Origin of the sequence: Ensifer sp. 1H6, from assembly GCF_001976035.1 — a bacterium.
Lineage (GTDB): Bacteria > Pseudomonadota > Alphaproteobacteria > Rhizobiales > Rhizobiaceae > Ensifer > Ensifer canadensis.
In genome coordinates, this window is the sequence record NZ_MOAI01000024.1 from 1 (window position 1) to 21,021 (window position 21,021).

Annotated in this window: 18 protein-coding genes and 1 pseudogene; 11 read left to right on the forward strand and 8 right to left on the reverse strand. The window is 63.8% G+C overall.

Annotated elements, in window-relative coordinates; genetic code table 11:
• The coding region (locus tag BKP54_RS24365) for an NAD(P)/FAD-dependent oxidoreductase (protein ID WP_245317892.1) at positions 1 to 779 on the reverse strand (779 nt) is incomplete at its 3' end.
• 148 nt (positions 780 to 927) lie between these two features.
• Here BKP54_RS24365 and BKP54_RS24370 point away from each other — a divergent pair.
• The 4 genes from BKP54_RS24370 (at position 928) to BKP54_RS24385 (ending at position 4,667) form a co-directional block, all read left to right on the forward strand.
• A complete protein-coding gene (locus tag BKP54_RS24370) occupies positions 928 to 1,341 on the forward strand; it encodes a MarR family transcriptional regulator (RefSeq protein WP_309141651.1) in 414 nt (137 codons plus the stop codon).
• A 179-nt stretch (positions 1,342 to 1,520) separates the two neighbouring features.
• The gene (locus BKP54_RS24375; protein ID WP_038577246.1) at positions 1,521 to 3,656 is read left to right on the forward strand and encodes a methyl-accepting chemotaxis protein; all 2,136 of its coding nucleotides are present in this window, start codon (positions 1,521 to 1,523) and stop codon (positions 3,654 to 3,656) included.
• A 2-nt stretch (positions 3,657 to 3,658) separates the two neighbouring features.
• Complete coding sequence (locus tag BKP54_RS24380; RefSeq protein WP_018326507.1) at positions 3,659 to 4,123, forward strand: chemotaxis protein CheW; 465 nt, start codon at positions 3,659 to 3,661, stop codon at positions 4,121 to 4,123.
• 247 nt (positions 4,124 to 4,370) lie between these two features.
• Positions 4,371 to 4,667 carry a hypothetical protein gene (locus BKP54_RS24385; RefSeq protein WP_025427696.1) on the forward strand — a complete coding sequence of 99 codons (297 nt, stop codon included), beginning with the start codon at positions 4,371 to 4,373 and terminating at the stop codon, positions 4,665 to 4,667.
• Between the two features lie 82 nt (positions 4,668 to 4,749).
• Here the strand turns inward: BKP54_RS24385 and BKP54_RS24390 are convergent, their stop codons facing one another.
• Both BKP54_RS24390 and BKP54_RS24395 read right to left on the reverse strand, forming a co-directional pair.
• The gene (locus BKP54_RS24390) at positions 4,750 to 5,250 is read right to left on the reverse strand and encodes a CreA family protein (RefSeq protein WP_084815048.1); all 501 of its coding nucleotides are present in this window, start codon (positions 5,248 to 5,250) and stop codon (positions 4,750 to 4,752) included.
• Between the two features lie 107 nt (positions 5,251 to 5,357).
• Positions 5,358 to 6,602 (reverse strand): GGDEF domain-containing protein, encoded by a 1,245-nt coding sequence (locus BKP54_RS24395; RefSeq protein ID WP_025427694.1) that lies wholly within the window; start codon positions 6,600 to 6,602, stop codon positions 5,358 to 5,360.
• 248 nt (positions 6,603 to 6,850) lie between these two features.
• Between BKP54_RS24395 and BKP54_RS24400 the strand changes: the two genes are divergently transcribed.
• From BKP54_RS24400 to BKP54_RS24415, 4 genes are all read left to right on the forward strand, one after another.
• On the forward strand, positions 6,851 to 7,525 hold the full coding sequence (locus BKP54_RS24400) for a phosphoribosyltransferase (protein ID WP_025427693.1): 675 nt from the start codon (positions 6,851 to 6,853) through the stop codon (positions 7,523 to 7,525).
• A 130-nt stretch (positions 7,526 to 7,655) separates the two neighbouring features.
• The gene (locus tag BKP54_RS24405) at positions 7,656 to 8,249 is read left to right on the forward strand and encodes an isochorismatase family cysteine hydrolase (protein WP_245317893.1); all 594 of its coding nucleotides are present in this window, start codon (positions 7,656 to 7,658) and stop codon (positions 8,247 to 8,249) included.
• A gap of 237 nt (positions 8,250 to 8,486) precedes the next feature.
• Complete coding sequence (locus BKP54_RS24410) at positions 8,487 to 8,948, forward strand: GNAT family N-acetyltransferase (protein WP_025427691.1); 462 nt, start codon at positions 8,487 to 8,489, stop codon at positions 8,946 to 8,948.
• A gap of 51 nt (positions 8,949 to 8,999) precedes the next feature.
• The gene (locus BKP54_RS24415) at positions 9,000 to 9,446 is read left to right on the forward strand and encodes a DUF488 domain-containing protein (RefSeq protein WP_025427690.1); all 447 of its coding nucleotides are present in this window, start codon (positions 9,000 to 9,002) and stop codon (positions 9,444 to 9,446) included.
• 34 nt (positions 9,447 to 9,480) lie between these two features.
• Here the strand turns inward: BKP54_RS24415 and BKP54_RS24420 are convergent, their stop codons facing one another.
• The 4 genes from BKP54_RS24420 to BKP54_RS24435 all read right to left on the reverse strand — a co-directional run bounded on the left by BKP54_RS24420 (position 9,481) and on the right by BKP54_RS24435 (position 14,103).
• On the reverse strand, positions 9,481 to 9,783 hold the full coding sequence (locus BKP54_RS24420) for a hypothetical protein (RefSeq protein ID WP_128090488.1): 303 nt from the start codon (positions 9,781 to 9,783) through the stop codon (positions 9,481 to 9,483).
• 382 nt (positions 9,784 to 10,165) lie between these two features.
• Positions 10,166 to 12,610 (reverse strand): UvrD-helicase domain-containing protein, encoded by a 2,445-nt coding sequence (locus BKP54_RS24425; RefSeq protein WP_025427688.1) that lies wholly within the window; start codon positions 12,608 to 12,610, stop codon positions 10,166 to 10,168.
• Between the two features lie 135 nt (positions 12,611 to 12,745).
• Complete coding sequence (locus BKP54_RS24430) at positions 12,746 to 13,150, reverse strand: carboxymuconolactone decarboxylase family protein (RefSeq protein ID WP_025427687.1); 405 nt, start codon at positions 13,148 to 13,150, stop codon at positions 12,746 to 12,748.
• Between the two features lie 131 nt (positions 13,151 to 13,281).
• On the reverse strand, positions 13,282 to 14,103 hold the full coding sequence (locus BKP54_RS24435; protein WP_057211137.1) for a cyclase family protein: 822 nt from the start codon (positions 14,101 to 14,103) through the stop codon (positions 13,282 to 13,284).
• Between the two features lie 316 nt (positions 14,104 to 14,419).
• Here BKP54_RS24435 and BKP54_RS24440 point away from each other — a divergent pair, with 316 nt between their 5' ends.
• A complete protein-coding gene (locus BKP54_RS24440; protein WP_025427685.1) occupies positions 14,420 to 15,604 on the forward strand; it encodes an efflux RND transporter periplasmic adaptor subunit in 1,185 nt (394 codons plus the stop codon).
• Positions 15,601 to 18,741 (forward strand): efflux RND transporter permease subunit, encoded by a 3,141-nt coding sequence (locus BKP54_RS24445; RefSeq protein ID WP_025427684.1) that lies wholly within the window; start codon positions 15,601 to 15,603, stop codon positions 18,739 to 18,741. The genes BKP54_RS24440 and BKP54_RS24445 overlap by 4 nt, the downstream gene beginning before the upstream one ends.
• A gap of 76 nt (positions 18,742 to 18,817) precedes the next feature.
• Here BKP54_RS24445 and BKP54_RS24450 read toward each other — a convergent pair.
• Positions 18,818 to 19,254: pseudogene (locus BKP54_RS24450) on the reverse strand (DUF1772 domain-containing protein).
• A 311-nt stretch (positions 19,255 to 19,565) separates the two neighbouring features.
• Here BKP54_RS24450 and BKP54_RS24455 point away from each other — a divergent pair.
• A complete protein-coding gene (locus BKP54_RS24455; RefSeq protein ID WP_025427683.1) occupies positions 19,566 to 20,972 on the forward strand; it encodes an FAD-linked oxidase C-terminal domain-containing protein in 1,407 nt (468 codons plus the stop codon).
• The last annotated feature ends 49 nt before the right edge of the window (positions 20,973 to 21,021 follow it).

Below are 21,021 nucleotides of genomic sequence, written 5' to 3' on the forward strand. Positions count from 1 at the left end.
CGCGGACCGGGGCGGCGTCGCCGGCGTGCTGGGCGCGGGTGCGGGGCGGCAAGGGCTGCCGGATCCGGCCGGCCGATCGCCGTCTCCTCGTCGAGCGTGAAGGAATCGAACCAGAACACCGGCCCTTCCTGCGCCTTGATGTAGCCGAAGAAGGCGCTTTCGCCGAACATCAGGCGCAGCACGCCGCCGCTCGACGGCACGTGAGGACAATCGAGAAAGCCGCCGGTGCCTGTCAACCCGGTATAGAGCGGCTCGGGCGAGGCGGGCAATGCGAGGCGCCGCGTGCGCGACCAGACCCCGTCGCAGCCGGCGAGCCAATGCGCATGCGCACTCTCGCCGTTGCCGAAGCGCAAGGTCACGCCGTCCGCTTTCCGCTCGATGTCGATGAGCGCGTGGTCATAGCGAATGTCGACGCCCTGCGCCGACGCTGTCTGGCGTAGCGCCTCCAGCAGGTCGGCGCGACGCAGGGTGATGCTCGCGGCGCCCGCCTGCCGTTGGGCTTCCCGCTCATCGAGCAATGCCAGCCGTCGGCCAGCGGCGTTGAGGATTTCAATGCCGGTCGTCGGGATGCCGAGGGAAGAGACACGCTCGGCAAGGCCGAGCGCGCGCAGCGCATTGATGCCGTTCGGCGCCAGCGTCAGGAAGGCGCCTTCGCCGGACGCCTCCCGCGGCCGAGCCTCGAAGATCTGGACTGAGTGGCCGGTCTGGCGCAGGCGAATGGCGAGGGACAGGCCGGCAATGCCGGCGCCTGTTATCGCGATGGAATTCTGCTTTGGCATATGCGTCTCCAAGGCTTGCGTCCGCTGCAAGCGAAGTTCATATTGTTGCGATGAATGAAAAGTACGATGGATTAATATTTAGATGATCGAAGTAAATTCGTCAAGCCCGGCGCCGGACGGACTCGTCCGAGCAATTGGCGGCGCCGTGATGCGCTGGCAGGATGCGACCCAAGCCTATGACGAGGCGGTGGGCGAGCGGCTGCAGCTCAATGCCGCCGAGCGCCGCTGCCTCGCGTTCTTGCATGCCGGCCCGCGACCGGCCGGCGCGATTGCCGAGGAGACGGGACTGACGCCAGCGGCGGTGACGGCGCTGATCGACCGGATGGAGGCACGCGGCCTCTTGCAGCGGACGCGCAGCGCCGAAGACCGGCGCAAGGTGATGGTGGAAAACACCGATGCAGTGGAGATGCTGACGGCGCCCTATTACCGGCCGATCGCCGAGGAAGGTGCCGGCTTCCTCGCGACCTTTTCAGCCGAGGAGCAGGCGGTTCTGCTGCGCTTTCTCGAAGGGGCGACCGCGCTCCAGCAAAAGCATCTCGCCGCGCTGCGTTTCTCCCCATGATTCGGGGGTCGGCTTAGCGAATGCTTAAGGTCTGTTTGCCAGTGTTTTGCCAACGCGGGTGAAGTGCTTCACCTCTACATGACATGACGTCATCCGGTTTGATCGAGCCCGGCTTTCCGCATCGATTTTAACGGAGGACTTCGCCTGGTTTTGGCAGGTCCGTGACCATGGACTGCCCTATGACCGCAACGTCTGCGCCCCTGAAAAAGAACCTCACCGTCAGCCAGCGGCTTGCCACGCTCGCCGGTGCCGCCTTCGTTGGCTTCGGCTCCGTGCTCGGCGTCGGCTGGTATGAGGACATGCGCTCGAACGAGGCGCTGAACGGGGCGATCACCGCGCAGCGCGGCCTGACCGCCGTCGACGAGATGCGGCTTGCCACCACCAACCTCGTGCTCAACGCCATGGATACCATCGTCGACCGTAACGAAGGCGTGATCCATCCGGAGCGCGCCGCAGGCATCGCAACCACGCTTAGCCTTCTCGAAGCCAGCAAGGCGGATATCAAGACGCTGGCGACGCTGCTCGGCCGGACTGACGCGCTTTCGACCTTCGACGCGGATCTCACCGAACTTCGCCAGGCAATCGGCGTCGACCTGAAGACGCTGGTCGAAGGCAAGGCTTCGACGGAAGAATTCGGCAAGATCGACGACGCGATCGACGGTGCCGGCGAACGGCTTGGTAAAGCACTTTCGCAGCTCTCCGAGGCTGCGACACAACTGGTTCAGACGCGGGTCGACGAAGCGCGCGCCGTTTCGGCCGATGCGCTTCTGCTGCAGACTATAGCCGGTCTCGTCGCCATGGCGACCTTGCTCGGCCTGCTCTGGTTTCACGGGGCGACGTTGCGCCGCGGCATCCTCGGGCTTCGCGACAGCATGCAGCGCATCCAGAAGGGCGAGCTCGGCTCCAAGGTCGAGGCGCTTGACCGTGGCGACGAGATCGGCGTCATGGCCCGCTCCGTCGATCTCTTCCGTGCCTCGGCCATAGAAAAGCAATCGCTCGAGCAGAATGCGGCGGCAAGCCGCCGCGAAATCGAGAAGGAACGCGAACAGCAGCAAAGCGAGCGCGACGAAGCGGTTCGCCGCATCCAGGCTGCGGTCGACAGCCTCGGCCTGGCACTGACGCAGCTTGCCGAAGGCGATCTCGCCGTCACCATCGACCGCCCCTTCGATGGCAAGCTCGATACGCTGCGCCGCAATTTCAACCAGACGGTCGAGCGCCTGCGTGACGTGCTCTTCAACGTCAAGGAAAACGCGCTCTCGATCGAGACGAATGGCCGCCAGATGCGCACCGCCGCCGACGACCTGGCGCGCCGCACCGAAAAGCAGGCCGCATCGCTGGAGCAGACATCCGCCGCCCTCGACGAGATCACGGTGACCGTGCGCACCGCGACCCAGCGCGCCGAAGAGGCGAGCCGCATGGTCGACGAGACCCGCACCAATGCGCAGGAATCCGGCCGCATCGTCGGCGAGGCGATCAGCGCCATGGCCCGCATCGAGGATGCCTCGAACGAGATCGGCACGATCATCAACGTCATCGACGAGATTGCCTTTCAGACCAACCTTCTGGCGCTGAACGCCGGCGTCGAGGCAGCGCGGGCAGGGGAAGCCGGCAAGGGTTTTGCCGTCGTGGCGCAGGAAGTGCGCGCGCTGGCGCAGCGCGCCGCAGGCGCCGCCAAGGATATCAAGACGCTCGTCGGCCGCTCGGGCAACGAGGTCGGCACCGGTGTCCGGCTGGTGCAGGCGACGGGCGAGGCGCTCGGTCGCATCGGCGCCGATGTCGCGCGGATCAACGAGCACATGAGTTCCATCGTCATGGCGGCGCGTGAGCAGTCGACCGGGCTCAACGAAATCAGCACGGCGGTCGGCCAGCTCGACCAGATGACGCAGCAGAACGCCGCGATGGTCGAACAGACCAACGCCTCCAGCCACACGCTGGCGCAGGACGCGGAAAAGCTGACGCAACTCGTCGGCCAGTTCCACGAGGGCCGGACCGTCCAAGCATTGATGCGCTCCAACGCACCGTCGCAGACGACCGCGAGCGTGAAGCCAGTTACGACCGTGAAGCCGGCAGCGCCTGTCCAGACGCGGGCTTCAACGCAGATCGCAGCCGCAACGACGCCTGCAGCTGCAAGGCTCGTACCCAGGGGCACGCACAAGGCGGTGCCTTTGCACAACCTTGCCTCGGCAAAATCGACCTCGCGTCCAGCTCCATCCCCCGCCAAGGCCCTGATGGGCAAGCTAGCGGGCGCATTCGGCAACCAACCGGGCTCCGTGCCATCGACGTCGGCCTCCGGTGAGAATTGGGAAGAATTCTGATCATGTCCAACGCAATCAAGCAGTCCGGTGCCTATCTCGAAATCGTTTCGTTTCATCTGGGCGACCAGGAATTCTGCATCGACATCATGGCGATCCGCGAAATCCGCGGCTGGGCGCCGGTGACGCCGATGCCGCACACGCCGCCCTACGTGCTCGGCCTCATCAACCTGCGCGGCGCGGTGATCCCGGTCATCGACATGGCCTGCCGTCTCGGCATGAAGATGACCGAACCGTCGGAACGTTCGGCGATCATCGTCACCGACATTGCCGGCAAGCTGGTCGGCCTGCTCGTCGAGCAGGTATCCGACATGATGACCATCAAGAGCGAAGATCTGCAGCCGGCGCCGGAGATCATTCCGGAAGCGCAACGTGCCTTCTGCCGCGGCATTGTCGCGCTGGAAAAGACCATGGTCTGCTTCCTCAACCTCGACACGGTGATTGCCGACGAGCTGGCGCAGGCCGCCTGACCACCTTCGAGCCGCGGATTGGCGATGCGCCCTGGGGCTTTCCCGGGGCGTTTCGCGTTTTGCGCGTGGCACGTTGGTCAGAAAGCCCGCAGGTCAAGTTAAACTTGCGTCATGATTTTCACGCTTGGGCGAGGCTATCGTGACAAAACGTCATGAGCGCTGACGGAACAGTTGTACTACTTTAGCGTTGTCGCAGCGTACCTGTTCGGAGGCCGGGTACCGTATTTTTGAAACAGGAGTTGAACCTATGACCATGTCTGTAAGGAAACTCATTGCCGCGCTCTCCGTAACAACGCTCATTGCCGGCGCCGCCGGGCCAGTTCTGGCTGACAGCTACTATCAGGGCATCGACGCGAACAATCCTCCCGGAACACAGTATCGCGCCAGGGTCGCCCCGATGCGCACCACCGTTGCTCCAGTCGATAGGATGTCGACAGGCAGTATCTACAGAACCGTTCCGCGTGCCTACCAGCAGCCGTTAACTGATCGCTATCAGGGTGGTGACGGCGACTACTACCAGGGTATCGTCCCGCCTACCTATTGAGCATCGATGGCCTGACGCCAGTTGTGGGGACTGGCCGGTGACAAAGCCCTCCTGGAACACTCTTCCGGGAGGGTTCGTTTTGTCAGGGCTTCGGCTTGCCTTCCTGCCAGTTGACGGTCTGCCCGTAGAGCGGGATCGTCGTGATCGACATCTTGGCCGAGCCGTCGGTCAGTTCGCGCGAGTGGGCAAGATAGATCAGCGTGTCGTTCTTGCGGTCATAGATCCGGGTGACGAGCAGGTCTTTCCAGATCAAGGACAAGCCGGAGCGGAACACTTCCTCGCCTTCTTTCGAAAGGTCGATGTCGCCGATCTCGATCGGGCCGGTCTGGCGGCAGGCGATCGAGTTGTTGGATGGATCCTCGAACCAGTTGCCGTTTTTCAGCCTATCGATGACGCCGCGATCGAAATAGGTGACGTGACAGGTCACACCCTTGACCTTGGGATCGCTGACCGCGTCGACGATGATGTCGTTGCCGAGCCAGTCGACGCCGACTTCGCCGACGGTTTCGGCCCGGGCGGGAGAGACTGTCGTTACGAAAGCGGCAAGGCTGGTTAGCATCAAGACGCGGAACGAACGGGACATGAATTTCCTCCGGTGGTTTGCACCGTTCACATAGGTTCTGCCCCAATCAATGCAAGATGGCCAGCGCAAGGTGGACACGTGAACCGGGCTGAGCGGAGGTTCCCGGATCAGCCGGTGTCGCGCAGCAGTTGCGGTGCGAGCGAATAGGCCTCGGCAGCGCGAAGCTGTGCGGCGGCAGCGGCAAGCACGCGACCGCTGGCGTCTGGCTGCAGCCTCCCGGCGATGGTGCAGCGGTCGCGTCCGTCGGCCTTGGAGGCGTAGAGTGCCATGTCCGCCCGGATCATCACGTCGGTCATGGTATCGCCAAGGCCCGCGCTGGCAATGCCGATGCTGACAGTCAATCGGATCGGCTGGCCGAAACGTCCGACGGGGGTGACGCGGACCGTACGGCCGATCTCCTCGGCCAGCAGAAACGCTTCGCCTTCGGTATGGTCAGACAGCACCACGCCGAATTCCTCGCCGCCGATGCGGCCGAATGTGCCGCGTCCGGCAAGGCAGGCGGTGACCGTGTCGGCGAAATGGCCGAGCGCGGCATCGCCGGCCGCATGGCCATAGCGGTCGTTGATCTGCTTGAAATAGTCGAGGTCGAGCAGCAGGAAGGCGGCGGGGCGCGCGTGCGCCGTGCACGAGGCAAAGATGCGTTCGCCAAGTTCGATGAAGGCGCGCCGCGACAGCGCTCCTGTCAACTCGTCGCGGGCAATCGTGGTCTTGAGATCGGCGATGACGCGGTCATGAGTCATCAGGATGACGCCGAGAAACAGGATGGGCATGTAGAGCAGCCACATCGCAGCCAGCAGAAAGTTCCAAGCAACAAGGGGAGCCGGGCCCGCCTCGTTCACGGGGGAAGGGGGCGAGATCGCGGCGATCTGCAGGAGCGTGACGCTGGCAATGGCGGCACCGATGACGATTGCCTTCCGTGTTGTCGGGTCGCTCGCTGTGCGCAGCCTCAGGACGGAAATGGAGGCGACCACGAAGACGGCGGCGGCGATGCCGAGCGTGATCAGCGCCCGAGCCGCGGTACTCTCAGCGCCGAACGCAGCCAGAACCGAGATGGTTGCAACCATCGTTGCGCCGAGCGGCAGGATTGCCGGCCTCCAGCTGGGTAGAGCGAAGAACGAGCGGAACCCGGCGAGTACGAAGAGACAGGCGATGGCAAGAAACGCAAAGCCGACAAGCAGCAGCGGCCGGAGAGACTGGATCTCGGCCAGCATCACCAGTGTCATGGCAATGGCTGTCATGGCACAGCCGGAAGCGAACTCCGCAGCGCCTGGCATCGATGATTTCTGCAGCGAAAGCAGTACCGGCAGCATCACCAGTAGGCATATGATCGATAGGGCGGGGAGAAAGCTCATTTCGAAACGGCCTGTCGTGCTAAAATCGAGGAAGGCGGCTTACGTCAATGCCAAATATGCAGGGGTCAATTGGTAGCTTTGGCGCCTTAACGAAACCCGGCGGAAATCGCTGCAATTTTAGCGACTGCCGAAATTGACACGGTTGTCCACCGATGCGGAGTGACAACTGCCGGATGGTCAGGCGTTTCGTCGGCGGTGACGCGGTGCCAGGCGGTTCAAGCGGCCTTCTGCGGGCCGGGAGAGGCGACATGTTCACGGGACCGGTGTTCTTCGAAAACAGGGCCGACGCCGGCCGCAGGCTGGCGCAGGCGGTGGCCGTCGAGGCGCCGCCGGAGCCCCTGGTCATGGCGCTGCCGCGCGGCGGCGTTCCGGTTGCCTTCGAGATTGCCACGTATCTCCGCGCACCGCTTGAGGTGCTGATCGTGCGCAAGATCGGCGCGCCGGGTCATCAGGAATTCGGGCTTGGCGCACTGGTCGATGGCGAAGAGGCGGAACTGGTGCTGAACCGCGAGGCCGTGCGCCTGGTGCGGCCGCCGCGCGGCTACATCGCCGCCGAAGCCGAGCGCCAACGCGCGGAAATCGCAAGACGGCGGGTGCTCTATCTCGGCGATCGCGAGCCGCATTCGCCGAGGGATCGCAATGTGGTGCTCGTCGACGACGGCATTGCCACCGGCGGCACGATCCGCGCGGCGATCCAGGCGCTGCGCCGGACCGGTGTGCGTAGCCTGCTGTTGGCGGTTCCCGTTGCGCCGGCGAGCGCGCTCGCAAGCCTGCGGCCGTCGGTCGACGGCATCGTCTGTCTCTCCACCCCCGCCTTCTTCCGCGCCGTCGGCCTGCATTACCGCGACTTCGAGCAGACCTCGGATGCCGAGGTCATGACCTTGATCAGCAGGGCGAGGGCAGGCGGGTGCGATGACGCTTGAGACGGAGGTTGTTACCGCCAACATCTGCCTCCGGCCGTATTGAAACCTTGGAACCGCCGCGCCACATTCCCGGTGCTTGATTGAAGCGTGAGGACGGCCGCCGGAGGAGGTGGGCCGGAAGAGGGGAATGATGGCAGTTTCACTGGACATTGGGAAAACGCTTGCCGATTTTTGCCGACCGGACCGGATGGCGCTGGTGGTTTATGACATGCAGGCGGGGATCACCAATCAGGTCAAGAATGGCCCGGCGATCCTGGCTGAGGTGCTGAAGGTTCTGGAGGCCGCGCGCGCCGGCGGCTATCCCATCATCTTTCTGCGGCATCTGTCGATGCCGAAGCCGCTGATGGGCGCGTTCCAGATGCGCCAGGCGATGGCCTGGCAGCGCACGGACGATCCCGATGCCGTCAAGCCCTGGTTCCTGCGCGGCACGCCGGGCTTCGAGCTGGTGGCGGAACTGGCGCCGCGCGACGATGAGGCCATTCTCGACAAGATCACGTTCTCGGCCTTCGAGGGCACGCCCCTTGCCATCATCCTGCGCGATCTCGGACTGACCTCGTTTGCCATCTGCGGCATTGCAACCGAAATCGGTATCGATCCGACGGTGCGCCATGGCGCCGATCTTGGGCTGGTGCCGATCGTCATCCGCGATGCCTGCGGCGCGGCCACCACGAGGCCGGCGAGCGCTCGATGGACAACATCGCCTTCATGGGCGACGCGATCCTGACCGGCGTGGACGAGATCATCGGGGCGATGGCCAAGGGCCGAATGTAGCGGCAGTCTTTGTCGCTGGTCCGCTCCAGCTCGGGCTGTTTCAGTGGGTGCACGGTCCTCGCAATCGCGAAGACCGTGGCGCCTTCGCCCCTTGAGGGCTGAGCACGCCTTGCGCAGGCAGGCTATGAATGGAAAGACATCACGCCATCATCCCCATAGTTCATTCGCATCGATCCAGCAGGATAGAGATATGACCGACGCAGTTCGCATCCGCCCGATTGTCCGCAGCGATTACCAGCAATGGCTGCCGCTCTGGGATGGTTACAACGCCTTTTATGGAAGGTCGGGTGCAACGGCGCTCGATCCTGATATCACCGCAATGACCTGGTCGCGATTCTTCGATGCTTACGAGCCGATGCACGCGCTGGTGGCCGAAAACGAGGGACGGCTGGTCGGGCTCACCCACTACCTCTTTCACCGCAGCACGACGTCCATCGGGCCGAACTGCTATCTCCAGGATCTCTTCACCAGCGAAGCTGCGCGCGGCAAGGGCGTTGGCGCGGCATTGATCGAAGGCGTCTACGAGGCCGCCCGCACGGCCGGCTCGCCGCGGGTTTACTGGCAGACACATGAGACCAATGCCACAGCGATGGCACTTTACGACAAGGTGGCGGAGCGTTCAGGCTTTCTCGTCTACCGCAAGATGATCTAGGCTTTAGCTTGGCTGAAGGCTGTGTGACAGCGGGCAACTGGGGTGGACGCGATGGACAACGTGCAGGTTTCTACGATCGGCTTCACAAAATCATCGGCGGAAGATTTTTTCGATCGCCTGCAGAAGGCCGGCGTCAAGACGATCGTCGATGTCCGGCTGCACAATACCTCGCAGCTTGCCGGCTTCGCCAAGGCCAATGACCTTGCGTTCTTCCTGAAGAAGATCGGCGGTATCGACTATGTGCACCAGCCGCTTTTTGCGCCCACCGAGGCGATCATGAAGGCCTACAAGACCGACAAGGGCGACTGGAAGACCTTTTCGCGGGACTTTCTCGACCTGATGGCGGAGCGCAAGGTCGAGCAGCACGTGAAGCCGGAGGCGCTGCAGGGCGCCTGCCTGCTCTGCGCCGAGGACAAACCGCACCGCTGCCACCGCACCCTCGTCTGCGAATATCTCAACGATCGTTGGGGAGGCCGCCTTCGCGTCGAGCATCTGTAGGACCTGACAGTCGCCAGCAGCTGTGCCGTCTCCTTCAACCGTCACGCTCTTGATGAACGCTCCCGTACTCGCAAGCTGTTTGAACAACATCAGCCTTGTGGCCATGGTCGCGATGGTAGGCAAGGAGTAGTGAATGTAGCTCGGCAAAAGTAATGGCAAGGCCGTGCGAGACCACTAGGAGCCCTTTGGGTGTTCCAAACATGCCGCTTCGCCGAATCTTCGCGCCAATTTTCTTATGTAGGCGGCCGATCGTGTTCGGATCGAGTGTCAACACAATCATTTTTTGTTTGTGATACTCGATCGGATTGAGGCCGACGATCGCGGGCCAGGGGATCATGCTCGGAGCCAGTCGAGCATCGCTAAACCCCTGAGGGGACAACATGATAACGCTGCGTCGCATCGGAACGTAGAGGACGAGTACACCCAGGAATGCAGCGGGCCAAGCTATCGAGCCGAGATAGCGGGCGAACAACAAGCGACCAGAACCTGCTTCTACATCCAGTTCAGTACAGTTGTTAGGGAAGCCGCCGACAGTGCTGCGGCGGCGGCGAGGATTCCTATCAATTGGGGCCAGGATTTTTTGACTTCGACGGTGCGGGAGGTGTCAATCATATTGGCCGTTCCGCCTGGGCGATTTAGAATCCGATGCCGGCAATCCAAATCGTCCGTTGTCCCAACTGGTTGCCACCTGATGTGCCAGCCTAGCAGACTCGTTGCGCTCACGCTTTCTCGACAAATCCATCCAGCACGCGCTTCTGCCCGGCCTTGTCGAAGTCGATCGTCAGCTTGTTGCCTTCGATCGCTGAAATGTTGCCGTTGCCGAACTTCATGTGGAAGACGCGGTCGCCGACGGTGAAGCGCGAGGGCTCGGTGCTGGTGGATTTCGCCACCAGTTCGCCATCGATGGTGCGGCTGCGCGGGCCGCTTTCGCCGTAGCCGATGCGCTCGACGGCGTGGCCGGAGCGCGAGCCCCAGTTGTCGCGCGTCGCATCCGAGCGGTTCTGCTGGGCGCGCTTCCAGCCGGGGGTGGAGTAGTTGTTCTGGAAGGGATCGGCCTTGTCGAAGCGCGACTGGCCATAGCCGCCGCGGCCGTACCCGCCATAGGACTGCTCGGTCTCGGCCACCTCCACATGGGTATTCGGCAACTCGTCGAGGAAGCGCGAGGGCAGGGTGGACTGCCACAGCCCGTGGATGCGGCGGTTGGAGACGAACCAGATGTGGCAGCGGTGCTTTGCCCGGGTGATGCCGACATAGGCAAGACGGCGTTCTTCCTCGAGGCCGGAGCGGCCGCCCTCGTCAAGCGCGCGCTGGTGCGGAAACAGGCCTTCCTCCCAGCCGGGCAGGAACACGGTGTCGAACTCCAGCCCCTTGGCCGAATGCAGCGTCATGATCGAGACGGCATCGAGGTTTTCGTTCTGCTCGGCGTCCATCACCAGCGCGACGTGTTCGAGGAAGCCGCGCAGGCTCTCGAAGGCTTCCATCGAGCGGATCAGTTCCTTGAGGTTTTCGAGCCGGCCCGGCGCTTCGGCCGATTTGTCGTTCTGCCACATAGCCGTGTAGCCGCTCTCGTCGAGGATCTGCTCGGCAAGTTCGGTGTGCGGCGTGGTTTCGAGCAGGCTCTGCCAGCGGCGGAAATCGGCGACGACATCGAACAGCCCCTTGCGGGCCTTGGCCTTCAGTTCGTCGGTCTCGATGATGTCAGTCGCAGCCGCAAGCATCGGCACGTCGCGGGCGCGGGCATAGTCGTGCAGGGTGCGAATGGTGGTGTCGCCAAGGCCGCGCTTCGGCGTGTTGACGATGCGCTCGAAGGCAAGGTCGTCGGCCGGCTGGCAGACGAGCCGGAAATAGGCCATGGCGTCGCGGATCTCGAGCCGCTCGTAAAAGCGCGGGCCGCCGATGACGCGGTAGTTCAGGCCGAGCGTGACGAAGCGGTCTTCGAATTCGCGCATCTGGAACGAGGCGCGCACCAGGATCGCCATGTCGTTGAGCTTGTGGCTCTTGCGCTGCAGTTGTTCGATTTCCTCGCCGACGGCGCGGGCTTCCTCTTCGGAGTCCCAGGCGGCGTGCACCTGCACCTTCTCGTCATCCGGGTCGGTGCGTTCGGTAAACAGCGTCTTGCCGAGGCGCCCCTCGTTGTGGGCGATCAGATGCGCGGCGGCGCCGAGAATATGCTCGGTCGAGCGGTAGTTGCGCTCGAGCTTGATGACCTTGGCGCCGGGGAAATCCTTTTCGAAGCGCAGGATGTTGTCCACTTCCGCGCCGCGCCAGCCATAGATCGACTGGTCGTCGTCGCCGACGCAGCAAACGTTCTGCGGCACGCCCTTGGCGCGCTGCGCCAGAAGCCGCAGCCACATGTACTGCGCGGTGTTGGTGTCCTGATATTCGTCGACGAGGATGTAGCGGAACTTGTCGTGGTATTCCTTCAGCACATCCGGATTGCTGCGGAACATGCGGATCGGGTGCAGCAGCAGATCGCCGAAGTCGCAGGCGTTCAGCGTGCGCAGCCGGTTCTGGTAGGCGGCGTAGAGCTCGCGGCCCTTGCCGTTGGCAAAGGCGCGGGCATCGCCCTCGGGGATCTGCGCCGGGTCGAGGCCCTTGTTCTTCCAGCCGTCGATCATGCCGGCGAACTGCTTGGCCGGCCAGCGCTTGTCGTCGAGGCCCTCGGCCTGGATGATCTGCTTGATCAATCTGACGACGTCGTCGGTGTCGAGAATGGTGAAGTCGGAGCGCAGGCCCACCAGCTCGGCGTGGCGGCGCAACAGCTTGACGCCGATCGAGTGGAAGGTGCCGAGCCAGGGCATGCCCTCGACCGCATGGCCGACGAGCACGCCGACGCGCTCCTTCATCTCGCGCGCCGCCTTGTTGGTGAAGGTCACCGCAAGGATCTGCGAGGGGAAGGCGCGGCCGGTGGAAAGAATATGGGCGATGCGGGTGGTGAGAACCCGGGTCTTGCCGGTGCCGGCGCCGGCGAGAACCAGCACCGGGCCATCCAGAGATTCGACCGCTTCGGCCTGTTCCGGATTGAGGCCGGAGAGATAATCCGGGCGCTGCTGGCGGTCGCGGGCAGCCATGGCGCGCGCGGCGATGCCGCCCGTTGCTGGCGGCTGCTTGCGCGGGGCCGGCTCTTCGTCGAAGAAGGGAATGTCGTCGAAACCACTCATCATGCGGCTCAATGTAGTGATTCGGAGGCGAAAGGCCAGAAAGGATGTTCTTCTTTTATTCCGTTTTCTGCGCCACCCGCACCAAGCCTGTGGAAAGACAGGCGATTTCGAAGCCGCTTATTCTCGCGCTCACCGCCGTCAGGCCGTCCTGTCGAAGGCAGCGTCCACCGGCACCTGCAAGGCGGTCGCCAGCTGGTTGGTTCTGGCGGCAAGTGAGATCACGCGCAAGAGATCGGCATGTTCGGCGTCGCTCATGCCCTTGGCTCTCGCGGCAGCCGTATGCGAATGGGCGCAGTAGCCGCAGCCATTGCTGACGGAAACGGCGATGTAGAGCATTTCCTTGACCAGCGGATCGAGCGCGGAGGGCGTTGCCATCACCGCCTTGACGTCGCGCCAGGTCTGCTCCAGCAGGTCGGCATCGAAGGCGAGCCACAGCCACATATTGTTGATGAAATCCGATTTGCGGGTGGCGCGAATGTCGTCGAACACGGCTTTTACGCGCGCGTCGGATTCCGGATCGGCAGGCGGGGCGATGGTGCTCATGACGTCTCCTGGTCATAGGGTCAATCGGGGGGCGTCCGGCGGCGGACGCGCCGGATCGGCAGGTTGGTATCCCTCTTTGCTTGTACGCATTTCCTCACGGAAAACCGCTTCGCATTTTTCCTGGGTATGCTCTAGACGAGCGCAAACACGCGCGCCGGACCGCCGGTGCCGCCGCGGTGTTTGGGCGCGCCAAGCACGAGGGTCGCGCCCTTGACGGGCACCTTGTCGAGGTTGGCGGCCGCCTCCAGTCCCCAGCGGCCTTCCGGCAGCCAGGCATAGTGGGTGGCGAAATCAGGCGAGGGGCCATGGTCGAGCGAAAGCGTGTCGACGGCGATGCCGGCCGCCTTGGTCTCGTCGAGCAGGTATTTCGCCGCCTCGGCGTGGAAACCGGGAAAGTGCATCTTGCCGTTTGCATCGGCATTGCGGAACTTGTCAGTGCCAAGGTGCGCTCCCCAACCGGAAAGCATGGCGACGCAGGCGTTTTCCGGAATGTCGCCATTGGCGGCGACCCAGGCCTTGATGTCGTCGGGTGTTATTTGCGCATCGGCATCGGCGGACGCCTTCTCGCGGATGTCGACGACGCAGAGTGGCACGACGAGCTTTTCAACCGGCAGCTCGGCGACCGACAGACCATCGGCGGAGAAATGCAGCGGCGCGTCGACATGGGTGCCGGTGTGTTCGTTCACCCGGAGCTCGAACAGGTTGAACTTGTCCTTGGCGTAGCTGAACTTTTGCTCGCGGAAGAACTGCTGCTGGCCGAAGAAGGTCGGGAACTCCTCGTAGAGTTCGTGGGTGAGGTCGGTGACGCCGGTGTGTCCCTGGGCGAGCGCCGGCGGGGCGATACCGGCGCTCGCGGCGGCGATGCCCGCTGTGCCGACGGCTGCTGCCTTGAAGAAGCTGCGGCGGGACAACATTTTCTGCTTTACGGATTCCATGACGCACGCATCGCACATGTCTTTGCTTCCCTCTCAAGAACCGGTCGAAACCTGATGGCAATGGCTGCCAGCGGTTGCAGGATACCTCAGAGGAAATCGCTGTAAACGGTCTTTGTCCCGTGCGTTTTGATGGAATGACACGGCGATCGCGATTGCCGGCGCACGATGGCGCTGATGTCATCATGCCGCCAACAAATACGCTTTTATTACAATTGCGTAATGATGGCATTCCGCCGTTGCCCACAAAGGTGCGAACAACGATACTCTGGGCAAATCGGAACGTTCCGCCGGCGCGTGCCGCGCAGGAGCGCGTTTTGCATATTTGGAGACATGAATGCGGGTTTGGAAACAGCTGGCGGTGAGCGCCGTTGTGCTTTTGGTGGGTGCCGGCGTCTGGGTGCGGTTCGTGCCCGGAGCAGGCGAAACGCTGGCCGCGATCGGTGTCTCGCATCCGCTGATCGATGCCATCTCCAAGCAGAGCGGTGCCGCTGGGGGCGAGGGCGGCCAAGGCAGCGGCGGACGGAGGCAGGGCGGCAACGACGCCATCCTCGTCATGGTTCGCCCTTCGGCAACGTCTGTCGTCAATGACCGGCTGAACGCGATCGGCAACGGCGAGGCGATCCACTCCGTCACCGTGACGCCGACGGCCACCGGCAACCTCACCGAAATTCTCGTGCGCTCCGGCGAAAAGGTGGCGCAGGGGCAGGTGATCGCCAAGCTCGATAGCGACGACCAGAAGATTGCTGCCGACCAGGCGCGGCTGACGCGCGACAGTGCCCGCGAAAAACTGGAGCGCTATCGCAACCTCAGCACAGCGCGCGCGGTGACCGCCGTCGACGTGCGCGACGCCGAAATCGCCATGCAGGCCGCGGAGCTTGCGCTCAAGACCGCCGAGCTCGACCTCAAGCGCCGCGATATCGTTGCGCCGTCGCAGGGCGTTGTCGGCATCATCACCGTCAATGTCGGCGACTACGTCACCACGACGACGCCGATCGCCGTGGTCGACGACCGCTCGGAAATCCTCGTCGACTTCTGGGTGCCGGAGCGTTTTGCGAGCAAGATCGTCGTCGGCCAGCCGGTGACAGCGCACGCCATTGCCCAGCCGGGCAGCCAACTCGAGGGCGTCATTCACGCCATCGACAACCGCCTGGACCAGGCAAGCCGGACGCTGCGCGTGCGGGCGCGGCTGGAAAATCCTGACGACACGTTGCGGGCGGGCATGTCCTTCTCGGTGACCATGGCATTCGATGGCGACACCTATCCGACCGTCGATCCGCTCGCGATCCAGTGGAGCTCCGAAGGCTCCTATGTCTGGCGTGTCAGCGCCGACAAGAGCGAGCGGGTTCCGGTCAAGATCATCCAGCGCAACCCCGACAAGGTGCTGGTTGATGCGGCCTTGAGCGAAGGCGACGAAGTCGTCACCGAAGGTGTGCAGCGGCTGCGCGACGGCGGCGACGTGCGCATTGCCGGGCGCGAGCGCCGCGATGCCGCGCAGAAGGTCGCGGAGGACGGGAAGTGAGCGGCGCGAAGGAACCCGGCCACCAGACCGCGCGCGAGGCCGGCAAGACCGGCTTCACCGCGCTTTTCATCCGCCGGCCGATCTTCGCCCTGGTCGTCAACACGCTGATCGTCGTCGCCGGCCTTGCGGCCTGGAACGGCATCGAGATCCGCGAACTGCCGCAGGTCGACCAGCCGGTCGTCTCCGTGACGACGACGCTCGACGGTGCAGCACCCGAGACCATGGACCGCGAGGTGACATCGGTCGTCGAAGGTGCGGTCTCGCGCGTGCAGGGCATCCGCGACATCTCCTCGACCTCGTCCTTCGGCCGCAGCCGCGTGACGCTGCAATTCTCCGACACCACCGACATCGGCCAGGCGGCCAACGATATCCGCGATGCGCTGGGGCGCGTTCGCAACCAGCTGCCCGACCAGGCGGACGAGCCGAGCATCGTCAAGGCGGACGCCGACAGCCAACCGATCATGCGCCTGGCGCTGACCTCCGATACCATGTCGATGGAAGACATGACGCTGCTCGTCGAAAACGAGATCAGCGACCGGCTGGCCGCCGTCGAGGGCGTCGCCGACGTTGCCGTCTATGGCGACCAGGAAAAAATCTTTCGCATCGACCTCGACCAAGCCAAGCTTGCCGGGCGCGGCGTGACGGTGGCAGACCTCAGGACGGCCCTTGCCAACGCCTCCTATGACGTGCCGGCCGGCAAGCTCACGAGCGCCAGCCAGGACATTTCGGTGCGCGCCACCGCCGACCTGCAGACGCCGGAGCAATTCGAAAACCTCATCCTCGTCAACAATGTGCGGCTGCGCGACATCGGCACGGTGACGCTCGGACCCGATTCAGGCACCACGGCGCTGCGCTCCAACGGCCGCCAGGGCATCGGCCTCGGCATCATCCGCCAGGCGCAATCCAATACCGTCGATATTTCCGAGGGCGTGCGCAAGGTCGTCGAGACGATCCAGACGCAGATTCTTCCCGAGGGCACGCAGCTCAGGATCACCAGCGACGACGCCGTCTTCATCAACGGCGCCATCCACGAGGTCGAGATTGCGCTGGGCGTGGCGATCTTCATCGTCACGCTCGTCATCTACATGTTCCTGCTCGACTGGCGCGCAACGCTGATCCCGACCATCACCATGCCGATCGCGCTGATCGGGACGGTGGCGGCGATCTACATGGCCGGCTTCTCGATCAACATCCTGACGCTGCTGGCGATCGTGCTCGCCACGGGGCTCGTGGTCGATGATGCGATCGTGGTTCTGGAAAACATCGTGCGACGGCGGGCCGAAGGGCTGGGCCCAAGGGCCGCGGCCGTGCACGGCACGCTCGAAGTGTTCTTCGCGGTGCTGGCGACGACCGCGACGCTTGCGGCCGTGTTCGTGCCGCTGTCCTTCCTGCCGGGCCAGACAGGCGGGCTCTTCCGCGAGTTCGGCTTCGTGCTCGCCTTCTCGATCCTGCTTTCGTCCTTCGTGTCGCTGACGCTCTGCCCGATGCTGGCATCGCGCATGCTGACAAAGGAGGCCCACAACGAGAAGCCGGGGCCGATGCGCCGGTTCGGGGCACGGGCTTCGGAATTCTACCGGGTCACGTTGCGCGGTTGCCTCAATGCGCCGCTGATCGTCTTCGTCGTTGCCGCCTTCTTCACCGCCATGGGCGGCATCGGCTTCATGACGCTGAAATCGGAACTGACACCGAGCGAGGACCGCTCGCAGGTGATGATGCGCATCAACGCGCCGCAGGGCGTGTCGCTGGAATATGCGCAGGCGCAGATGCGCCGGATCGAGGACGGGCTGCAGCCGCTGGTCAAATCCGGCGAGATCGACAACATCTTCTCGATCTCCGGCCAGGGTGGTTCGGCCAATAGCGGCTTCATGGTGCTGACGCTTGCCCCCTGGGACAAGCGCGACCGCAGCCAGCAGCAGATCGTCTCCGACATCAACAAGGTGACGGCGCGCATCCCCTCGGTGCGGGTGTTTGCGATGCAGCCCAACAGCCTCGGCATTCGCGGCGCCGGCAGCGGCCTGCAGGTGGCGCTTGTTGGTAACGACTACACCAAGCTCGGCGATGCCGCGGCAAAGCTGGTGCGCCAGATGGAAGACACCGGGCGCTTCGAGAATGTGCGGCTGAACTATGAGGCCAACCAGGCGCAGCTTTCGATCACCATCGACCGCGAGCGGGCATCCGACATGGGCGTCGATATCGGCGGCCTTGCCTGGGCGCTGCAGGCGATGCTCGACGGCAACAGCGTCGTCGATGTCTATGTCGACGGCGAATCCTACCCGGTCAAGCTCCTGTCCTCGACCAATCCGGTCAACGACCCGACCGACCTGCAGAACATCTTTCTGAAAGCCGGCGACGGCAAGATCGTGCCGATGTCGACGATCGCCAGCGTCGAGGAAACCGCCGTGGCGCCGCAGCTCTCGCGCGAATCGCAGCTTCGCGCCGTGTCGCTGTCGGCCGGGCTCAAGTCCGACCTGGCGCTCGGTGAGGCGCTGACCATGGTCGAGCAGATGGCCGAGCCGCTGCTGCCGCCGGGCTCGCGCATCATGCCGCTGGCCGAGGCTGCCACCCTCAACGAGAACGCCAACGGCCTCGTCATCACCTTCGGCTTTGCCCTCGTCATCATCTTCCTGGTGCTGGCGGCGCAGTTCGAAAGCTTCATCAGCGGCTTCATCATCATGGCGACGGTGCCGCTCGGGCTTGCCTGCGCGATCTTTGCGATGATCATGACCGGCAACACGCTTAACATCTACAGCCAGATCGGCCTGGTCATGCTTGTCGGCATCATGGCGAAGAACGGCATCCTGATCGTCGAATTCGCCAACCAGCTGCGTGATCGCGGCCAGGATGTGCGCACGGCGATCGAGAACGCCGCCAACATTCGCCTCAGGCCGGTGATGATGACGATGATCGCCACCATCGTCGGCGCGGTGCCGCTGGTGCTGGCAAGCGGTGCCGGTGCCGAGGCGCGCATTGCGCTCGGCTGGGTGCTGGTCGGCGGGCTCGGCCTTGCCGTGGTCGTGACGCTCTATCTCACGCCGGTCGCCTATCTCGTCATTGCTGGGCTCACGAAGCCGCATGCGGACGAGGAGCGCAAGCTGCACGAGGAAATGGAAGCGGCGGCCGCGCTCGAAACGAAATAGCGGCGGGCTCTCAGCGTCGGCAGCGAAGATGTCAACGCTGACCGCCTGTCGCGCTGCTCCCTGGCTCTAAAAAGCGCTAACCCTGAAGTTCAAGCCAGGCGGCGATCAGAAAGACCACCGCTGCGATCGCGCCCAGCGCACTCCTGCCGGCGTGGAGCCTCGCCCAGCGGCGGAGAAGCGCGCGGGTTTCCTCGCTCGCCTCATCCGGCCGCGTTGCCTCGAGGCGTCGGTTGATCGGCATGATGACGAGGATCGTGTAGGGCCAGTTCAGAATGATGATTGCTGCCCCTAGGCCCCAAAGTGCATTGTCACTCTGCCACCATGCGGCAGCGCCGAGCAGGCCCGAGATGATTGCGAGCGAGGCTTGCATCTCGAAACCTCGCCGGTAGGCCGGCACCCATTGGGCGAGGGCCGCTCATCGAGGTGAAGCCTTGCCGGGTGTTCGGCGACGTTGATGTAGACGGCGGCGCCGAAGAATACCGCTGCGGTAAACAAAGCGAGCAGACCGAGCATTTGACCTTCTCCTCTCTCCCTTCAGTATATACCGTCAGGGGCTGCACAACGATAGGTGTCGTCGTTGGGCGCAGAGCTGCCGGCTCAAGGGCAGATCCGGGAGGGAATTCTGATCGACGTTATCCGTCGCAATGCGAAAGCTTTGTGACACTCAGGTCTCACCAGCGGCGTTTTCACGCGATAGTCTGCCGGAGACTGCGTGAACGTCTGGACAAAGTGATTCCGATTTGCACAGTAGCGCCTTGAAATGAAAGCGCTTCCCCTATGTCGGAATGGGGCAGCGCGAATGGCATGAAGAAGGGACGTTTTCCGTGGCATTGAAGGCGATCAGAGCTGGCTCGAGAAACGAAACCGGGATCGAAACCGCAAAGGGGCAGCTTGCTGCCCGATTCGGCGATCGGTTCCAGACGGGCGAAGCGATCCGTGCCCAGCATGCCCACACCACCACCTACATCCCGGCGCAGCTTCCCGATGGCGTCGTCTTCCCCGAGAGTGCCGACGAGGTGCGCGAGATCGTTGCGATCGCAGCCGCAAATGCCGTGCCGCTCATTCCCTTTGGCACCGGATCCTCGCTCGAGGGCCACGTCAACGCGCCGAACGGTGGCATTTCCGTCGACATGATGCGGATGAACCGGGTGCTCGAGGTCAACGCGGAAGACTTGGATTGCCGGGTCGAGCCCGGCATCACCCGCGAGGAGCTGAACACCTATCTGCGCGACACCGGCCTGTTCTTCCCGATCGATCCCGGCGCCAACGCCTCGATCGGCGGCATGGCCTCGACGCGGGCGTCCGGCACCAACGCGGTGCGCTACGGCACGATGAAGGACAATGTGCTGGCGCTGACGGTGGTGACATCAGACGGGCGCGAGGTGCGCACCGCGCATCGGGCACGCAAGTCGTCTGCCGGCTATGACCTGACCCGGCTCTTCGTCGGGGCCGAGGGCACGCTCGGCATCATCACCTCGATCACGCTCCGGCTGCAGGGCATTCCCGAGGTCATCTCCGGCGGCGTCTGCCCGTTCCCGACGATTGCCGATGCCTGCAACGCGGTGATCCTGACGATCCAGTCCGGCATTCCGGTCGCCCGCATCGAGCTGTTGGACGCTTTGCAGATGAAGGCGTGCAACGGCTACTCCGGCCTTTCCTATGAGGAAACGCCGACGCTTTTTGTCGAATTCCATGGGAACAGCGAGAGCGTCGAGATGCAATCGCGGCACTTTGCCGAAATTGCGTCGGAATTCGGCTCTAGCGGCTTCATCTGGACGACCAACCCGGAAGAGCGGGCGCGGCTGTGGAAGGCGCGGCACAACGCCTACTGGGCCCAGAAGAGCCTGATCCCCGGGGCTGCAATTCTCTCCACCGATGTCTGTGTGCCGATCTCGCGGCTGGCCGATTGCGTTGCGGCGACCCATGACGACATCGCCCAGCACGGTCTGACGGCACCGATCGTCGGCCACGCGGGCGACGGCAACTTCCACGTCGGCCTGCTGTTTGACGACAAGGACGCCGCCGACGTGGCGCGGGCCGAGGCCTTCGTCGAGCGGCTGAATGCGCGGGCGCTGTCGATGGACGGGACCTGCACCGGCGAACACGGCATCGGTCAGGGCAAGATGCCGTTCCTCGAAGCCGAACTCGGCGACGCGCTGGATCTGATGCGGCAGGTCAAGCGTTCTCTCGACCCGCAGAATATCTTCAACCCCGGCAAGATCTTCGCCTGACGCGAGACGACGGGCGAGGGGACACGCGGCCGCGCGGCCACTACCCCTT